At 35.8% G+C, this 16,114-nt stretch carries 16 protein-coding genes and 21 tRNA genes; 6 read left to right on the top strand and 31 right to left on the bottom strand.

The window, feature by feature from the left end; translation table 11 throughout:
• Nucleotides 1-46 precede the first annotated feature (46 nt).
• The 5 genes from AsAng_RS20850 (at nucleotide 47) to AsAng_RS20830 (ending at nucleotide 4,141) form a co-directional block, all read left to right on the top strand.
• Nucleotides 47-730: an SIR2 family NAD-dependent protein deacylase gene (locus tag AsAng_RS20850; protein WP_264789023.1), complete on the top strand. Its 684-nt coding sequence runs from the start codon at nucleotides 47-49 to the stop codon at nucleotides 728-730.
• A 10-nt stretch (nucleotides 731-740) separates the two neighbouring features.
• A complete protein-coding gene (locus tag AsAng_RS20845; protein WP_264789022.1) occupies nucleotides 741-1,307 on the top strand; it encodes an NUDIX domain-containing protein in 567 nt (188 codons plus the stop codon).
• A 172-nt stretch (nucleotides 1,308-1,479) separates the two neighbouring features.
• Complete coding sequence (locus AsAng_RS20840) at nucleotides 1,480-2,250, top strand: ABC transporter ATP-binding protein (protein WP_264789021.1); 771 nt, start codon at nucleotides 1,480-1,482, stop codon at nucleotides 2,248-2,250.
• Between the two features lie 89 nt (nucleotides 2,251-2,339).
• On the top strand, nucleotides 2,340-3,515 hold the full coding sequence (locus AsAng_RS20835; protein ID WP_264789020.1) for an ABC transporter permease: 1,176 nt from the start codon (nucleotides 2,340-2,342) through the stop codon (nucleotides 3,513-3,515).
• A 92-nt stretch (nucleotides 3,516-3,607) separates the two neighbouring features.
• The gene (locus AsAng_RS20830; protein WP_264789019.1) at nucleotides 3,608-4,141 is read left to right on the top strand and encodes a DUF1697 domain-containing protein; all 534 of its coding nucleotides are present in this window, start codon (nucleotides 3,608-3,610) and stop codon (nucleotides 4,139-4,141) included.
• A gap of 31 nt (nucleotides 4,142-4,172) precedes the next feature.
• Here the strand turns inward: AsAng_RS20830 and AsAng_RS20825 are convergent, their stop codons facing one another.
• The 8 genes from AsAng_RS20825 to AsAng_RS20790 all read right to left on the bottom strand — a co-directional run bounded on the left by AsAng_RS20825 (nucleotide 4,173) and on the right by AsAng_RS20790 (nucleotide 9,182).
• Nucleotides 4,173-5,138 carry an SdiA-regulated domain-containing protein gene (locus AsAng_RS20825; protein WP_264789018.1) on the bottom strand — a complete coding sequence of 322 codons (966 nt, stop codon included), beginning with the start codon at nucleotides 5,136-5,138 and terminating at the stop codon, nucleotides 4,173-4,175.
• Between the two features lie 6 nt (nucleotides 5,139-5,144).
• Nucleotides 5,145-5,753 carry a 1-acyl-sn-glycerol-3-phosphate acyltransferase gene (locus tag AsAng_RS20820; protein ID WP_264789017.1) on the bottom strand — a complete coding sequence of 203 codons (609 nt, stop codon included), beginning with the start codon at nucleotides 5,751-5,753 and terminating at the stop codon, nucleotides 5,145-5,147.
• Nucleotides 5,754-5,849: 96 nt separating this feature from the next.
• Nucleotides 5,850-6,191 carry a hypothetical protein gene (locus AsAng_RS20815; RefSeq protein WP_264789016.1) on the bottom strand — a complete coding sequence of 114 codons (342 nt, stop codon included), beginning with the start codon at nucleotides 6,189-6,191 and terminating at the stop codon, nucleotides 5,850-5,852.
• Nucleotides 6,192-6,260: 69 nt separating this feature from the next.
• Nucleotides 6,261-6,512 carry a membrane protein insertion efficiency factor YidD gene (yidD, locus tag AsAng_RS20810; RefSeq protein ID WP_264789015.1) on the bottom strand — a complete coding sequence of 84 codons (252 nt, stop codon included), beginning with the start codon at nucleotides 6,510-6,512 and terminating at the stop codon, nucleotides 6,261-6,263.
• Complete coding sequence (gene rnpA, locus AsAng_RS20805; protein WP_264789014.1) at nucleotides 6,499-6,906, bottom strand: ribonuclease P protein component; 408 nt, start codon at nucleotides 6,904-6,906, stop codon at nucleotides 6,499-6,501. The genes yidD and rnpA overlap by 14 nt, the downstream gene beginning before the upstream one ends.
• A gap of 169 nt (nucleotides 6,907-7,075) precedes the next feature.
• A complete protein-coding gene (locus AsAng_RS20800) occupies nucleotides 7,076-7,555 on the bottom strand; it encodes a hypothetical protein (RefSeq protein WP_264789013.1) in 480 nt (159 codons plus the stop codon).
• Nucleotides 7,556-7,566: 11 nt separating this feature from the next.
• Complete coding sequence (locus AsAng_RS20795; protein WP_264789012.1) at nucleotides 7,567-8,064, bottom strand: DUF7000 family protein; 498 nt, start codon at nucleotides 8,062-8,064, stop codon at nucleotides 7,567-7,569.
• A 248-nt stretch (nucleotides 8,065-8,312) separates the two neighbouring features.
• Nucleotides 8,313-9,182 (bottom strand): SDR family oxidoreductase, encoded by an 870-nt coding sequence (locus tag AsAng_RS20790; protein ID WP_264789011.1) that lies wholly within the window; start codon nucleotides 9,180-9,182, stop codon nucleotides 8,313-8,315.
• Nucleotides 9,183-9,284: 102 nt separating this feature from the next.
• Between AsAng_RS20790 and AsAng_RS20785 the strand changes: the two genes are divergently transcribed.
• Nucleotides 9,285-9,641 (top strand): winged helix-turn-helix transcriptional regulator, encoded by a 357-nt coding sequence (locus AsAng_RS20785; RefSeq protein WP_264789010.1) that lies wholly within the window; start codon nucleotides 9,285-9,287, stop codon nucleotides 9,639-9,641.
• A gap of 525 nt (nucleotides 9,642-10,166) precedes the next feature.
• Here AsAng_RS20785 and AsAng_RS20780 read toward each other — a convergent pair.
• From AsAng_RS20780 to AsAng_RS20670, 23 genes are all read right to left on the bottom strand, one after another.
• Nucleotides 10,167-11,813 (bottom strand): serine hydrolase domain-containing protein, encoded by a 1,647-nt coding sequence (locus AsAng_RS20780; RefSeq protein WP_264789009.1) that lies wholly within the window; start codon nucleotides 11,811-11,813, stop codon nucleotides 10,167-10,169.
• A 404-nt stretch (nucleotides 11,814-12,217) separates the two neighbouring features.
• A tRNA-Arg gene (locus AsAng_RS20775) sits at nucleotides 12,218-12,291 on the bottom strand.
• A gap of 419 nt (nucleotides 12,292-12,710) precedes the next feature.
• Nucleotides 12,711-12,785 (bottom strand) — tRNA-Met (locus AsAng_RS20770).
• Between the two features lie 8 nt (nucleotides 12,786-12,793).
• Nucleotides 12,794-12,866: transfer RNA gene (locus tag AsAng_RS20765), tRNA-Ala, on the bottom strand.
• Nucleotides 12,867-12,889: 23 nt separating this feature from the next.
• Nucleotides 12,890-12,963 (bottom strand) — tRNA-Leu (locus tag AsAng_RS20760).
• 17 nt (nucleotides 12,964-12,980) lie between these two features.
• Nucleotides 12,981-13,057: transfer RNA gene (locus AsAng_RS20755), tRNA-Leu, on the bottom strand.
• A gap of 5 nt (nucleotides 13,058-13,062) precedes the next feature.
• A tRNA-Gly gene (locus tag AsAng_RS20750) sits at nucleotides 13,063-13,136 on the bottom strand.
• Nucleotides 13,137-13,152: 16 nt separating this feature from the next.
• Nucleotides 13,153-13,227 (bottom strand) — tRNA-Pro (locus tag AsAng_RS20745).
• Between the two features lie 10 nt (nucleotides 13,228-13,237).
• Nucleotides 13,238-13,311 (bottom strand) — tRNA-Leu (locus tag AsAng_RS20740).
• On the bottom strand, nucleotides 13,302-13,913 hold the full coding sequence (locus tag AsAng_RS20735; RefSeq protein ID WP_264789008.1) for a hypothetical protein: 612 nt from the start codon (nucleotides 13,911-13,913) through the stop codon (nucleotides 13,302-13,304). Before AsAng_RS20735 ends, AsAng_RS20740 begins: the two co-directional genes overlap by 10 nt.
• A gap of 43 nt (nucleotides 13,914-13,956) precedes the next feature.
• Nucleotides 13,957-14,031: transfer RNA gene (locus tag AsAng_RS20730), tRNA-Pro, on the bottom strand.
• 9 nt (nucleotides 14,032-14,040) lie between these two features.
• Nucleotides 14,041-14,114 (bottom strand) — tRNA-Gln (locus tag AsAng_RS20725).
• Nucleotides 14,115-14,164: 50 nt separating this feature from the next.
• Nucleotides 14,165-14,238: transfer RNA gene (locus tag AsAng_RS20720), tRNA-Trp, on the bottom strand.
• 6 nt (nucleotides 14,239-14,244) lie between these two features.
• A tRNA-Ser gene (locus AsAng_RS20715) sits at nucleotides 14,245-14,334 on the bottom strand.
• A 17-nt stretch (nucleotides 14,335-14,351) separates the two neighbouring features.
• A tRNA-Ser gene (locus tag AsAng_RS20710) sits at nucleotides 14,352-14,434 on the bottom strand.
• Nucleotides 14,435-14,717: 283 nt separating this feature from the next.
• Nucleotides 14,718-14,803 (bottom strand) — tRNA-His (locus tag AsAng_RS20705).
• A 28-nt stretch (nucleotides 14,804-14,831) separates the two neighbouring features.
• Nucleotides 14,832-14,917: transfer RNA gene (locus tag AsAng_RS20700), tRNA-Glu, on the bottom strand.
• 201 nt (nucleotides 14,918-15,118) lie between these two features.
• Nucleotides 15,119-15,192 (bottom strand) — tRNA-Thr (locus tag AsAng_RS20695).
• A 67-nt stretch (nucleotides 15,193-15,259) separates the two neighbouring features.
• A tRNA-Asn gene (locus AsAng_RS20690) sits at nucleotides 15,260-15,333 on the bottom strand.
• Nucleotides 15,334-15,359: 26 nt separating this feature from the next.
• Nucleotides 15,360-15,433 (bottom strand) — tRNA-Lys (locus AsAng_RS20685).
• A gap of 69 nt (nucleotides 15,434-15,502) precedes the next feature.
• Nucleotides 15,503-15,576, bottom strand: a tRNA-Phe gene (locus AsAng_RS20680).
• A gap of 9 nt (nucleotides 15,577-15,585) precedes the next feature.
• Nucleotides 15,586-15,660 (bottom strand) — tRNA-Val (locus AsAng_RS20675).
• A 92-nt stretch (nucleotides 15,661-15,752) separates the two neighbouring features.
• Nucleotides 15,753-15,824: transfer RNA gene (locus AsAng_RS20670), tRNA-Asp, on the bottom strand.
• Between the last annotated feature and the right edge of the window lie 290 nt (nucleotides 15,825-16,114).

The raw sequence follows: 16,114 nt of genomic DNA, 5'->3' as shown, positions 1-16,114 counted from the left end.
TTTTGGTTGTGATAATGGTTGGCAACAAACCCAAATTATAAGAAATATGAAAAAGAAAAAAATAGTTATACTGACTGGTGCAGGAATTAGTGCCGAGAGTGGTATTCAGACCTTTCGGGATGCAGATGGTTTGTGGGAAGGTCATGATGTAATGGCAGTGGCATCTCCACAAGGATGGGCTAAAAATAAGGCATTGGTACTGGATTTTTATAACCAACGTAGAGCGCAACTAAATACGGTTCAGCCTAATGCTGCACACAAAGCATTGGCAGAGTTGGAAGAAAAATATGAGGTTTGTGTGATTACTCAAAATGTGGACGATTTGCATGAACGTGGTGGCTCCTCTAGAGTGGTACATTTACATGGGGAGCTAAAGAAGGTGAGATCGACCTTGGATCCTAATTTGGTTTATGATTGGGAAAACGATGTGAATATAGGAGATAAGTGCGAAAAAGGAGCACAATTGAGGCCTCATATTGTTTGGTTTGGAGAGGCGGTACCATTAATTGAAGTAGCGACTCAAATTTGTGAAATTGCTGATATTTTTATCGTAATTGGAACTTCTATGCAGGTTTATCCTGCTGCGGGTTTAATCAATTATGTGGATACAAAAGTACCTAAGTATTTTATAGACCCTAAGCCTGCTCCTGTTGAGGTGCCTAACTTAAGGGTTATAGCCGATAAGGCGTCTACAGGGGTGCGTACTTTAGTGGATGAATTGATGAAATAAGGTAAAGAACATGAAAAAAAGTGAAACAAAAAATCCTTGGAAAACCCTAGAAAGTCAAGTTATGTATGACAACCCTTGGATTAAAGTTACAGAACATCAGGTCATCAATCCTTCTGGAAATGCTGGAATATATGGAATTGTTTCGTTTAAAAATATTGCCATAGGAATTGTACCTTTAGATGAAGCCTATAATACGTGGTTGGTTGGGCAATATCGCTATGCTTTGGGTGCCTATAGTTGGGAAATTCCAGAAGGGGGCTGCTTGATTGGAAAAGAAACTAAATTAGGAGCTGCACAAAGAGAACTGCAAGAAGAAACAGGATTAGTTGCAACTCAGTGGACCGAAATTCTAGAAATGCATACCTCTAACTCTGTGACGGATGAGGTTGGATATGCTTTTGTTGCTCAGGGTTTAACGCTAGGAGAGGCAACTCCTGAGGATACGGAAGAGTTACAATTAAAAAAGCTGCCTTTTGAGGAGGCAATAGCCTTATGTATGAATGGAACGATTACGGATAGCTTATCTGTATTGGCTTTGTTTAAGACCAAATTGTTATTGGACCAAAAGCTACTTTAAAACCTTCTTTGGTCGAACAAAATGCAAGGTTGGTATAAGGAACATTAGATCTAAATCATTAAACGAACCTTCTGCTTTTTATAAGAGTTAGTAAAAGTAGGAAATAGAGGTCGTTGAAATTTTTTAGAACAATAAACAAAACATCAAGCGAATAACACAAAATAAAACACCAATGATTCAAGTTGAACAACTTAGTAAACAATATAAATTAACCAAGCAGCAACAGCAGGAACTACAAATACAAACCGATTCTATTTTTGCAGTCAATAATATTAGTTTTGTTTGTCAACCAGGACGGGTTTTTTCCCTACTGGGTCCCAATGGGGCAGGCAAAACAACAACCCTTAGGATGATTGCAACAATTCTAAAACCTTCTAAGGGCGATGTTTTGGTTAGTGGGCATAGTGTGGTACAAGAATCAGAAGCCGTTCGTCGAAAAATTGGTTTTTTGACGGGCTCAACCAACTTATATGACCGATTGACGCCTAGTGAAATTGTTAAATATTTTGCAGATTTGTATGGAATGAGCAAAAGTGAATTTAAAGAGCGGAAAGAACTACTCTTTGAGCAATTGGGCATTAATGATTTTCTCAAAAAACGAATTGGGCAGCTCTCAACGGGAATGAAGCAGAAAGTGTCTATTGCCAGAAGTATGATTCATAATCCTGATGTTGTAATCTTTGACGAGCCTACCTCTGGCTTAGATGTAATTACAGCCAATAGCATTATTGACTTGATTAAAAATTGCAAACAAGAGGGTAAAACCGTTATTTTTTCTTCTCATATTATGAGTGAAGTAGATTTGTTATGCGATGATTTAGCAATTATTAATAAAGGAAAACTTATTTACAATAATACGATGGATGCTTATCGTCAAATTTCTAGCAATCAATCGCTAACAGAGACATTTATCCAATTAGTCAATCAAAGTAGTAATTCCTAGCGGTTTAGTTTTTATAAAAATCTAAACAAAAATCCTGTATAGATTTATAAAAGAAATAACGCTATTGTCAAAGTCAACAATAAAAAATTATGCATACCATTCTAACCGTTATAAAAAAAGAATTAAAAGATACCTTACGAGATAAAAAAACCTTGTTTTCTGCAATTATTTTACCTGCTTTGGCAATTCCTTTGTTATTGCTAGGGGTTTCTTCTTTGCAGAAGAACTTAATTAATAAAGAGAAAGAAAAACAATTAAAAGTTGTTTTAATCAATGCTCCTGAAGCCGTTTCTGCACAGTTCCAAGATGAGAGCATTACTTTATTGGCAAGCATGGATTTAAATCAGGCCAAAGATTCTGTTGCTAGCGAAGACTTAGATGCTGTCTTAGAGTTTGCCCCTTCTTTTGCTACCAATATTGACAGCTTCAAAAAAGGCGTTGTGAATATGTATTACAAGTCAACTAATATCATGGTGGAACGCCGCTTAAAAGAAAAACTAGATGCTTATGAAGCAATTGTATTAAATCAACGAATGGAACAGTTGAACATTGCTAAAGAAACTTTAACGCCTGTTCAGTTGGAAACAATTAATGTGGCTTCTGCCAAAGAGCAAATCGGAAAGAGCATCGGAGGATTTATTCCTTATATCTTCATTTTATTTTGCTTTATGGGCTGTATGTATCCTGCGCTGGATTTGATTACTGGCGAAAAGGAGCGAGGTACAATAGAAACACTGTTAACAGTACCTGCGTCTAGGTTTAGCATTCTGATTGGCAAGACGATAACGATTGCATTAGTTGGGGTAGTGGCATCTGTAATGACCATAGGAGGGATGATTTTAGCATTAAATTTAGGCAGTGATATTCCTGCTAGTTTTATGGATTCTATTGCAGATATGTTGAGTTTAAAATTCATCTTAATGCTTTTTGCTATGCTTTTGCCATTGAGTTTCTTTTTTGCTGGAGTTTTATCGGCTATGGTAGTCAGAACGAGTAGTTTTAAGGAAGCACAAAGCTATGTTACTCCTATGACGTTTGTGGTGATAATTCCAGCCTTAGTAGCGACTATGCCAGGAGTAGAACTGAATTGGCAATTTGCTCTTATTCCTATTCTAAATGTTGCATTGGCTACCAAAGAAATTATTGCTGGTACGATACATTTAGGGCAGTACATTACGATTGTCTTTTCTTTAATTGTCTTTGCTACTTTGTCGGTGTTGATTAGTTATAAACAATTCTCACAAGAGAAAAATGTTTTAAAATAAGACCGCTTATTTGAAATCATTATTCCGTTAAAAAACACGTAGTCGCAACGCAGTTAGTCCATGGAATATTATTGAAATAACACAAGTTACTTATGAAATACATCACTTTATTAAGGGGGATTAATGTGAGTGGGCAAAAAAAAGTCAAAATGGCTGATTTGCGCACGATGTGTGAGACAATGGGGTATCAAAATGTACAAACTTATATACAAAGCGGTAATATTGTATTTGAAGGAGCAGAAGAGGATACGGATTGGATAGCCCAAAGCATGCATCAAAAAATCCAAACTACTTTTGGTTATGATGTTTCTGTTATGGTTCGCACAGAGGATTATTGGAAAGAAGTCGCTGTTAATAATCCATTTTTGGAGGCTAACCCTGATTTGGAAATTAAATTTTTGCACGTCACCTTTTTGGCAGAAGTGCCAACAGTTGATTCGATCAAAGCATTGCAAGAAGTCGCTGCTGGAACAGATGAATTAGCAATTATAAACAATCGAGTCTATTTGTATACTCCCAACGGTTATGGGCGTACAAAATTAAGCAATACGACGATAGAAAAAAAATTACAAGTATCGGCAACAACACGAAATTGGCGCACCGTTTCTAAGTTACTAGAAATGTGATTTACTCCATTTATAAATGGATGACTAGGGGTTAAGGTAGATAGTCAAATTTGTAAATTCGAGCTTTTTTCTTTATCCCTTCAGAAGATAAAAATAGATCTCCATTAGAATTAAATGTAAGTCCTTCTGGTTGTTCAAAATGATCAGAAGGCAAGCGTTTAAGGTATTTGATTTGATACTTGCGATCCAATACAATCAAACTATTTCCTGCTGCTGACAATAAATAAAATTCCTTAGTGATGGGGTGAACGGCAATGGCAGAAGGTGCTAGAAGCATACTTTTTTTAGCTTTTTTTAGCTCTTTTTTATAGGAGCTATAATCAGGGTTTTGTTTTAGGTTGTCCTGAACAAAATGTTTGAACTGCTTTCGATCTAAGGTGAAAATGGGGTTTGTGTTAAATTTCTGTTTTTGCAAATCGTAAGCATAAATAGCCCTAAAGCTATGCTCTTTTTCGCCAATGGAAGCAGAACCTTTGCAAGCAATAAGCAGTTGGTTTTTTACAGGATCATAAGCCAGCCCTTCTGTGTCATTAATTTCGCCAAGATTCGTATCAATAACCTTTGTACTGATGTTTTTGTTTTTTTTATTCCAATGTTTAATTTGAAATAAGACCCCATCCGCTCGGAGTACATAAAATACATCTTTGACAACAGTAATCCCTTCGTAATCTCCATCCGCAGAAAATTCGATAACATCTAGGATAGCTCCATTGTCCTTATCAAGGAGGTAAATCGCCCCTTTTTCGTCTTGTACGGCTGCTAACCATTGATCTTTATAGCAAACAAGTCCCGAAATTTCCTTCAATTCCTTAGACAACTTAAACCTATTGTTGGGCTGATCCAATTGATACCCGATACGATTGCTGGTTGGCATAATAGCTGTTGTTTGTTCTAAATTGCTGGTAGATTTATTGGGTCGTAAATTACTATTAGGGTGACTGTTATTACAACTAATAAGCAACAAACAACTAATATATGCAGAAATAAAGTGGAGCATTGCCTTTTATTTGTTTTGATCAGATAAGTGGTCTTCTTGTATAAATCTATAATCAAGGCTAAAGTTAGCTGGTTTTTTAGCTGTTTTATCTTTAAAGAAATCCATAATTTCTGCCATATCTGCATGGATGTCTCCCGTTGGATGTACTACTTTTCCAAAGCCTCCAATTTTAGTTTTATAATCCAAGTACCCCAGACAAATTGGTACTTTTGCTTGCAATGCAATATAGTAAAAACCAGTTTTCCACTCTTTTTGTAAAGATCGGGTTCCCTCTGCTGCAATCATCAAGCAAAGTTTATCTTCTTTTGAAAATAAATCGGCAATTGCTTGAACGGTACTTTGTCTTTTTTCTCCTTCTTTTTTAGGCTTGCGATTGATGGCAATTCCCCCAACTGCTCTAAGAAGAGGTCCAAAAGGCAAGCCCATCAATTCTTTTTTGATGGCATAACGCGCCTTAACATTGAGAATACTCATGATGGCTAAGGTGGTAGGAAAATCCCAATTGGATGTATGAGGAGCACAAATCATAACGCATTTTTCATGAATTTCTTTAGGGGGATTGCTTTCGACTTTCCAGCCAGTTAGTTTTAAGTAAATTTTACTAATTAATTTCATTGAATTGTATTTTTCTAAAAATATATTGGGGAGGGAGAATGGTTAAAAAAAATGCTTAAGATACGTTGGGAAAGAAGGTAAAATAATAGTTTATTTTTAATAGCCCATATTACGAGCAACCTCAGGGCAACTTTTTTCTAGCTCAATTAAAAATTCTGCTTTAAATTGAACCAGTGCTTCAGGATCATCTGCTAGTTTTTCTAATGGGTTGTCTTCTCCCATGCAAGCATCGTGTTCTTTTTTTATTTGATCAAATGTGGCTTGATTAATTGTTCCTGATCGCAACTGTATGGCTGCCTTAGAAAAAGCTTCTGAACAGTCGCATAGTTTTTGAGCATATTTAGAAGCCGATGGACCGCCACAACTTGTTAGGAATAAAAATGTCACAATAAGCCCCAACCAATGAACTTGCTGTGTGCTGCCAATAATTTTTTTCATAGAAGTGATGTTTTACTTTAAAGAAAAGTACAACTATTAATTACTTTATTTCTAGCTTTTATAAGGTTTTTAAGGAACAGGATCATGACCATGCCCGCCCCAAGGGTTGCAACGCAAGATACGACGAAATGCTAAATAACTGCCTTTAAATGGACCATATTTTTTGATTGCTTCTAGGCTGTATTGCGAACAAGTGGGCGTATAACGACAAGAAGAGGGCAATAAGGGAGAAATTGCCAATTGGTAAATACGAATTAGACCAATAAAGGCTAAACCAATAAGTTTAAAAGGAAGAGAAAATAAAGCGTTAATGATTTTCATCTTTTGATACAATTTGTTCTAACAATTTATCCATCAAGCGAAGGTATTTCTTCTCAATGGTAGCAAAATCTGAGGCTTCTTTGCCTACATAAATTAACATCAAGTTGAGCTGTTTGGTTTCTGCTTTTAGCGTTTTATACAATTGGTGCTTGTTGAGCCGAAATGCTTCTCGCATCAACCTTTTGTGTCGATTTCGTTTTACGGCATGTTTGAAGACTCTTTTGGAAACACTAAAACTAATCGCAACGGGATAAGGGCTATCGTTGGGTGGGATTTCTTTCCAGAAAATACGCAGTGGATAAGCTCCCACACTTTGCCGATTCTTAAACAAAAGCCCAATTTGCTTCCGACTTTTTAGCCGCTCTTGCTGATTGATTGTATTGGATTGAGTCATGAAAATTTAAAAGAATTGAATATAAATATTGTGGAATGGTTTTGTTCAGGACAAGTTGAGTGTCTTCCAAAATAACAAAAATAGGTGGAATTATTAAACGGAAAGAATTTCAATGAAATAATAATGTTCTTTAATCGAAAAGAATTTAGCGTACAAAAAAATCCTTGATTTAGTGATGGTCTAATACATCGGCATGGTATTTCAACTTAGGGAGTCTTATATAAAGGATAAGTACCGAGATTAAAAAAAGGAAAATATTAAGGCTAAAAATGAAATTAAAGGGGGCTGAAATCGTTTTTATTCGGCTATATTCATCTCCTCGCAAGGAAGGGCTATAATCTTTGTAATAAACGTGAAAGTTAATGATTTCAATAGAAATTATGACTAAGCCAACCAACCAGATGATGTCTATTCCAAAACTCAATATTAACAAAAAATTACTGCTCTTTTTTTCTGAAAAATAAGCCCATATCCCAACTTTTATAAAAAAAATAAAAGTAGCCACATAAATCAAGATATGATTATCATAAAGCGGTCGACCTGATAGGTTGATTGGTTGATTTCCAAAAAGAACAACTTGTGTATACCCACACAAACACAGACAGATAATCAGCGGATAAATAAAGGGATTTTTGAATATTTTTTTCATAATTGAAATTATTACGAACGGTTACTTAATGTTTTTAGATAACCCAATATTTCATCCGAAACTTGAATCATTTTGGTTTCTATTTGTTTCGCCAGTGCGTTAAGGTTATTAAAATCAGGATTTTCAACCAATGTCGCTTCAAGGATTGAATATTTAGGCATTTCTGTTTTTTCCTTATTCCACTGTGTTGTTTTTAGCAGTTCCCAATATTTTTTTTGAATCGCTATTGTATTTCCAAGTAGCCAAACCTCAAATTTCATTTCTAGGTGATTTAATACCAGCCCAAGTTTTAACTTTTTACTTTTTAAAAAATCATTTGAATAGTAGAAATACGTATAGTCCATATATCCGTGAAGGATTCCTGCAAAGGAATATTGGTCAGAAAGATTTTTGATGAAATCTGTTCTTAATTTCATGACAAATTTTATTAACCCGTTGTAGGCTATTAATATATCTCCTTTGTTGAGTTGCTCTTTATAAATCGAAACATATTTATTCAAATTTTCCATTTTACTTTTCTGATCTTCTTTCGTTTAATAGTTTTTAGCTCATGCACAATGTGAGTGTGATAGGTTGTACAAAGGAGTAAAATACGAAAAGTAAGTGTTCGAACAGAGCAAAAACGTAGGTTTTGCTAGTAATTTTGACTTTGAGTACTAGTAAAATTACTATTTTTAGGATGGGACAAAAAATCTAAATTTAGCACCTTAAAATGTCTAGAATGAGCATATGCCCATTCTAAACTACTATTTTGTTGTTACGAATGCATGAAATTTTCAATGTTGTGAATAGGTTCTCCAAGCTCCTTCCATGTTTGTTTGGCTTTAAATTCTTCTTTATAGTTTGAAAAAAAAGAAGCCATTTGAGCTGCTAACCGTGCTTCTTTGTTAAAAAGTCCAATAGTTTTTAGTAGCCAAATGGGAGCCAATTGTACTTTTAAGTTTGGACTATAAGTGCTGCTATATCTCTTAAGGGCCTCTTTAAAAGTAATAGCTTCCTTTCCTTGCATGATATAGTCTTTTGTTAAAGAATGATCAGATTGTTTTACAGCATTCATTATCATTTTGCCTAGATCTTTCCCTGCTAACCAAAAAATTGGATAACGGATTGACTTGAACCCTTGAAGTGTATTCCCTTTTCTCATAGAAAACTCTATTGTATCCATAATCCAAGAACAATGAAAGAACGTACAAGGAATATTAGATTCTTTTAAGAGATGATATCCAACCTTTCTTATATCATTGATAAATAATTCAGCACCTTGAGCAAATTCAGGATAGGCTGCTGTTACAGCAGAAACATGAAAAATTCGGTTTATATCTTTTTCTTTGGCAACTTTAATAACGTTTTTTATTCCATCAATTTCTGGTTGAAAAAGAGCTTCAGAATTTGATGTAGATAAGTTTAGATATACTGCATCCGTATCAGAAAAGAGTTCTCTTAAATCATCAAGATTGCTCAAGTCCCCTTGAATGATTTGGATTTCCTTCGGAAAGTTAGGAATTTTCTTCACTTTATCTAGATTACGAACAAGTGCTTTAATAATGATTCCTTGTTTGATTAATTCTTTGTAAACGAAGGGAGCCAGATTTCCTGTGACCCCAATAAATGCAATTTTCTGTATCATAATAATAATTTTTTTTTCAAAATTACTACTTTTGCTATAGAAAGTATAGTAGCTATTTAGTAAATATTACTATACAAATGTATAGTAAGAAATTATAATTTTATGAATCCTAGAAATATTCCTGAGTGTCCAGCGGCAACAATATTAGCATTACACGATTGCTTAACGGTATTAAATGGAAAGTGGAAAGTTCCAATAATTGGGGCGCTTTTTTTTGGTCCAAAACGCTTTAATGAATTAGAAACAACAATAAAAAAAATAACTCCTAGAATGCTTTCAAAAGAACTCAAGGAGTTAGAGTTAAATAATATTGTCCAAAGAAATGTTTATAATACAAGACCTATTCGAATAGAATATGAATTAACAGAATCAGGCAAAACACTAGAACCTATTCTTGAGGCGATGGTAGAATGGGGCACTCAGCATAGAAAAGAAACAATGAGTAAAACCGAAAATTAGATTAAAAACTAGGGAGAATGGCGGTTGTAGTAGATGCATGCGCTCGGTAGGCTCTAAAATATTAAAAAGCCTAAAGGACTAGCAAGGCTATGTCTTAAGGGGCGTTCCATTTTTTTCAATTTTCGCTTTAGCTAAAGCTCTTTAAAAATAGTTTTACTATATCTGCTGGCATTAGCTCCTTCAAAAAACAAAAAAACGACCACAACACCGTTGCAGCCGCAGAAAACGTAAAAAAACGTCATAAAACACCATCTTAATCCCTAATTCTATAGGGACTTGATCAGGATTGTTTTAGTGTTAGTTTTTTTGTGGCGTTTTTTGTTTTTGGGGACAAAAATAGGGTAAAAGCAAGCGCTTTATAATATTATTATTAGCTATCAAAAACAACAACTTTATAGTTAGTGCAAATTAGAGTTGAAATGCCAATAATTAATACTAACAGAAATAAATTGGATCACGTTTTATTGGTATGTAAAAGGGGCTAGTCTAAGCGGTCGTTTTAATGCTACTTATACGTTGTTAGCATTAGTTTGTTTTTTCAAATATTATATCTTTCACAGTACCTTCAGAAGCTACTTCAAAAGAGGTTACAATTCCTTCACTATCTCGAATAAAGGAATATTTAGTTCTTCTATTTGCCCCAAAAGTATCTTTTACTCCCTCTTTAATAACAATATTTTCATTGTTGGGATAGCTCAGAATTAATGTGTCATTTTCAGCTTTAATTGAATAGATAATATCTAGTTCTTTTGAATAATAGTCACCAATGTAATCCTCTAAATTTTTATTGGGATTTGACTTGAGATATATTTTTTCAAAATAGAAAATAGCACCTCCAAAATCGATGTATAAGTCTGCCTCTTCACTTCCTTCGTTTTGAAACGAATATTTGATTGAGGGGTTATCTATTCTACATAATGTATTCGCAGTTTGTGAGACTAAAGGAGTCGCATTTCTACCAAAACTACTGATTACTTTTAAAGAGTCGTTTTCTATAAAAACTACCATTCTTAAATCACTATTTAATTCTTGATAAACTCCAGTAAACTTATTAAGCTCCTTTGATGAATGTTCGTAATGCTTAACCATCTTTTCATTTGTACCTACTTCTTCAATAAATAAATCTAGAATTTGGTATGAAATATTAACAGCGTTTATGTCTTCTGAATTTGTGAAAACTACAATTGCCAGATTTTTCTTTGGAACACAAATGAATTGTGAGCGCATACCTAAATCTCGTCCACTATGGTTAAAAGTGACATAGTCTTTATATGGAGAAACGAACATGCCTCTTGCATGCGTCATTGCTGTTCCATTCTTCAAAGTGTCCAGTTCCGTTATAAAATTGCTTAAGTAAGAAAATTTATGTTCTGGATTTAAGAAAATACTAGACCATTTTGCCAAATCTTCAATGGTACTTCCCATACCACCAGCACCCACACAAAGAGTTAACGACTTTGGTTGGTGGTAGTTTTCATTGGATTTGTAGTAAGAATATGCTCGATTTTTTATGACCTTTTCAAGATTGCTTCGATAAAAAGTACTTGTCATTTTCATAGGCTCGAATAATTCTTGTTTCGCAAATTCATGAAGTTTCATTTTAGAAACCCGTTCAATAACTAATGCTAGAAGCACGTAATTAGTGTTGGAGTACAACATCTTTTCACCTGGCAAATTATTGACTCCATTTTGCTTAAACATAAGTTCTTGAATCATCTTGTTTGTATACCCTTGATGTTCGTAGTCAAAGCCTTTCAAGTCAAGTAATACGTTATGGTTTCGGATACCACTAGTGTGATTTAGCAGGTGTTTAATTCGAATGGTGTCAGAATAAATTGATAGTTCAGGAATGTACTTTTGAACATCATCATTTACTGACAATTTACCTTGATTTTCCAATATTCCGATACAGGCAGATGTAAATTGTTTTGTAACAGATGCCAAACTAAAAACAGTAGAATCATTGAATGGTATATCGTACTCCAGATTCATACATCCTTTACTATTGTGGTAAATCAGTGTATCATTTTTTACAACCCCTACTGTTAGTCCTGGCTGGGATGCTGTGTTAACGTATAAATTCAAGATTTGGTTGATCGATTCAGTTTGATAATTTTGAGCGTGTGAGATCGAACTGATCAGAACAAGAATGACGAGGAGATAGAGTTTCATTTTTTATTTGGTGTAATTCTGTTTTACCGATTAGTGGGGTATCAATGCTAACATTTTGATATATGTAGTACCACAAGTTATGCAAACTAAATATAAGCATTCCCCAAAGAAAAATTGCAGATTTTGATAGTAATTTTTTCTTCAGGTTCTAGCAAAATTGTAGATCTTGTTGCCCATTTAACATGCGTTTGACATATCACCGTTTCCGAAAGCCCACATTGAGGTATACACCTTGTTTGTCCACTGCCTTTTTTTCTAACAGTACCTTCTATAAAAAAAAGTGACTATAAAGAATACTATAGAAGGTTATAGAATATTATTCGCCACTCCAAAAAAAAACGGCCACAACACCGTTGTAGCCGCAGAAAACGTAAAAAAACGTCATAAAACACCATCCTAATTAGTAGCTCCATAGGGATTCGAACCCCAATTGGCAGATTCGTATTCTGCAGTCCTAATCCAGTTAGACGATAGAGCTATTTAAAAGTAAGGTAATTTGAAAATGGGTCAATAAGTACCTACTTTTTTAGTCCTTTTAAAGAAAATATAAATTGACCCAAGATCAAATATTAGATAAGCACCTCCTTTTTTAGTGATTCTTTATTTTTCTTAATCATAGCTAAATTTAGTTGAAGGAAGGTACTTCAAACTGGAGCCATTGATTACTCTGCTACGAGACCGATTGTTTAATTCGTAGGCAATATAAAGCTGCATTATGGAGAATATTCTCCCAAAGAGCAATCAACGACCAGTATTGCGATAAGAATAAGCCAAAACATGACATTGAATTTAGCGTAGAGCTACACGATTTACCATTGGAATTTTTTAGAGGGGTTAGCACCATACTTCTTCCAACCAATAAGGTGTTATCATCTACAAGATTAAGAAATAAATAATTGGACGCACAGACGGGACTCGAACCCATAGCCAAGGCTTATGAGACCTTGATGTTTGCCTTTACACCACCGTGCGTAAGGTAGTGGAACAGGCGGGATTTGAACCCGCATCCTTCTCGTTGCAAACGAGATGCTCAGCCAATTGAGCTACTGTCCCTGATCATAATTGTATACAAAAAGTGCCTTTGGTGAGACTCGAACTCACACGGTATAGGTTTTGAATCTATTGCCTCTTCCAATTGGGCTACAAAGGCTTTTGGTTACTAATTTGTGGTGCTCTAAACAGGATTCGAACCTATACTAAAACGGGTTTAAGCCGCACGCCTCTGCCAATTGGGCTATTAGAGCAGTAGAGCAAATGGTGAGATTCGAACTCACAATCTTCTGGGTGGAAACCAGGTGCCTTAGCCAGTTGGGCCACATTTGCAACATAAAAAAAATAGTACGGGTGACAGGAATCGAACCTGCATCCTCTAAGTCCCAAACTTAGCGCTTTAGCCTTGTTAAGCTACTCCCGTATGTTGTTAGTACCTTCAGTGAGATTCGAACTCACACTAAATAGGTTCTAAACCTACCGCCTCTACCAGTTGGGCTATGAAGGTGAATGAGCGATTTTTGAGCGCAGCTCAAAATAAAGGTCTAGAAAGACCTTTAAGCGAATGAACCGCAAAGCGGTCATCAAAGTCTTAAAAGAGCGCAGCTCAAAATAAAGGTCTAGAAAGACCTTTAAGCGAATGAACCGCAAAGCGGGCATTAAAGCCTTAAAAGAGCGCAGCTCAAAATAAAGGTCTAGAAAGACCTTTAAGCGAATGAACCGCAAAGCGGGCATTAAAGCCTTAAAAGAGCGCAGCTCAAAATAAAGGTCTAGAAAGACCTTTAAGCGAATGAACCGCAAAGCGGGCATTAAAGCCTTAAAAGAGCGCAGCTCAAAATAAAGGTCTAGAAAGACCTTTAAGCGAATGAACCGCAAAGCGGTCATCAAAGCCTTAAAAGAGCGCAGCTCAAAATAAAGGTCTAATAAGACCTTTAAGCGAATGAACCGCAAAGCGGGCATTAAAGCCTTAAAAGAGCGCAGCTCAAAATAAAGGTCTAATAAGACCTTTAAGCGAATGAACCGCAAAGCGGGCATTAAAGCCTTAAAAGAGCGCAGCTCAAAATAAAGGTCTAGAAAGACCTTTAAGCGAATGAACCGCAAAGCGGGCATTGATTGCTCAAGAATAGCAGGTCAAAAAAAGCTACCATTATAGTACGGGTGACAGGGATCGAACCTGCATCCTCTAAGTCCCAAACTTAGCGCTTTAGCCTTGTTAAGCTACTCCCGTATAAATTAGATCAGGTAGAAGGAATTGAACCTACAATCTCTGGAGTCAAAGTCCAGCGCTCTAACCAATTGAGCCATACCTGAGTACTTAAATTTTATGGTTTAGTTATAATTTGAATCATCAAATTATTTAGCAAGGGCAGTAGGGATCGAACCTACAACCTTCGGTTTTGGAGACCAATGCTCTGCCTAATTGAGCTATACCCTTAAATAATGGTAGAAAGGGTGGGAGTCGAACCCACACGAGTCATTAACTCCGAACAGTTTTCAAGACTGTGGCCACCACCAATTGGCTTGCCTTTCTAGTCGTTATGGTAAAAAAGGAGGATATAGGAATCGAACCTATGTTCCGCTAGGAAACCTTTCTTTAGCAGGGAAGTGCCTTACCACTCGGCCAATCCTCCAAATATAGACAGACAAACAGCCTGCCTGTTGCCCTGTAGTAGTTGGCGATTGTAACGGCACAATTAGGGAATTGCTACGCTAATCTTTACTCTACTTTTTGTTGGACAACAAGTGATGATTAAATCACTTTGGTTTAAGAACTTTTTCTGTTTTGATTCACGGTATTATACCATCGATCATTAATTGTTGAATCTATTAATTATGGTTCTCCAAAACATAATCAATAAACTTCTTAATGGAGATAAGCCTTATATAACAGGATACAAAACTTACTCAGAATCGGGCACCCGACAGGATTCGAACCTGTGACGGACTTATCGTCCAGTAGAGTCACAATCTACTTGCTTAAACCGCTCGCACACGGATACCATTCTGGAAAATTACTAGCATTCATCGTAGTGGCGACGGGATTCGAACCCGCGAACTCAATAATTTGGACTAGGTTGAAAGCCTAGCTACTTTGACCACTTGTATACACCACCATATTAGTAGGTTTTGCTAAAATGGATGCGAATGGATTATTATTGTAGTAACAACCAGAGTATATATGTTATAGGTTGTTAATCAAATACCACAAGACGCAAAACCACAAAACCATTTTTAATCGTTAAAAAATCTTGATGACAATCAGCGTACAATACTTTATTCATTGTATCTTATTATTTTTAGTACAGTTAAGTTAGAGCCAACAGAGGGAATTGAACCCCCGACCTGCTGATTACAAATCAGCTGCTCTAACCAGCTGAGCTATGTTGGCAAATAAAAGTTGTCCTCGTTGTTTACTAGTGCCTTTAGGCACTGTTGAAATTGAACGAGCTAAATAGCGGACTGGGCAGGACTCGAACCTGCGACGTTCTGATTAACAGTCAGACGCTCTAACCAACTGAGCTACCAATCCAATGGTTATAATTTAGTTATATTGTGTGAACCGAGTGGGATTCGAACCCACGGTCTTCTGATTAAAAGTCAGATGCTTTAGCCAGCTAAGCTACCAGTTCAGTTGTTTTAATATTCTCGTTATTTACGAGTGCCATTAGACACAATTGAAAGTGAACGAGCAAGAATAGTGGTACTACTTAGAGTTGAACTAAGGACCTTTGGTTTTTCAGACCAACGCTCTGACCAGCTGAGCTATAGTACCATTAAAAAGTAGAAACAATAGGATTCGAACCTATGACCGCTTGGGTGTAAACCAAGTGCTCTAAACCAACTGAGCTATGTTTCTATATTGATCAGTATGGGCATAGATTGTCCTTAAGAATTATTCTATTTGTAAATAATTCGGGGCTTATACCTACTTGATCCAATTTGTAATTGCGATGGTGACGAGACTCGAACTCGCAACCTGAGGATAGACAATCCCCTGCGCTGCCATTGCGCCACACCATCTTATGAAGTATAACTTGAGCCTATGATCTTTTGAGTATCAGTCAAACGCTTTAGTGCGCTACCGCTTATGAGACCGCAAGCATAGTTAACCAGCTAAGCTACATCGCTAGTGGGCATCTGGTTTTGCTGTTCTATTTTATTAGAACAAATACAAAGCAGAATATTTTTTGTAAAAGAGAAAAAGTTATTACCAATTAAGAGCGGAGTGGATGCTCTATGTTATTTTTTTTTCGCAACATTGTATGTTTATTTTTTAGGGATTTTTAGAATTTTTTAGGCGAACTACAACT

It is taken from the genome of Aureispira anguillae (assembly GCF_026000115.1).
GTDB lineage: Bacteria > Bacteroidota > Bacteroidia > Chitinophagales > Saprospiraceae > Aureispira > Aureispira anguillae.
The sequence above is the reverse complement of the archived record's forward strand: the minus strand, read 5'-3'. Positions and strand labels throughout refer to the sequence as shown.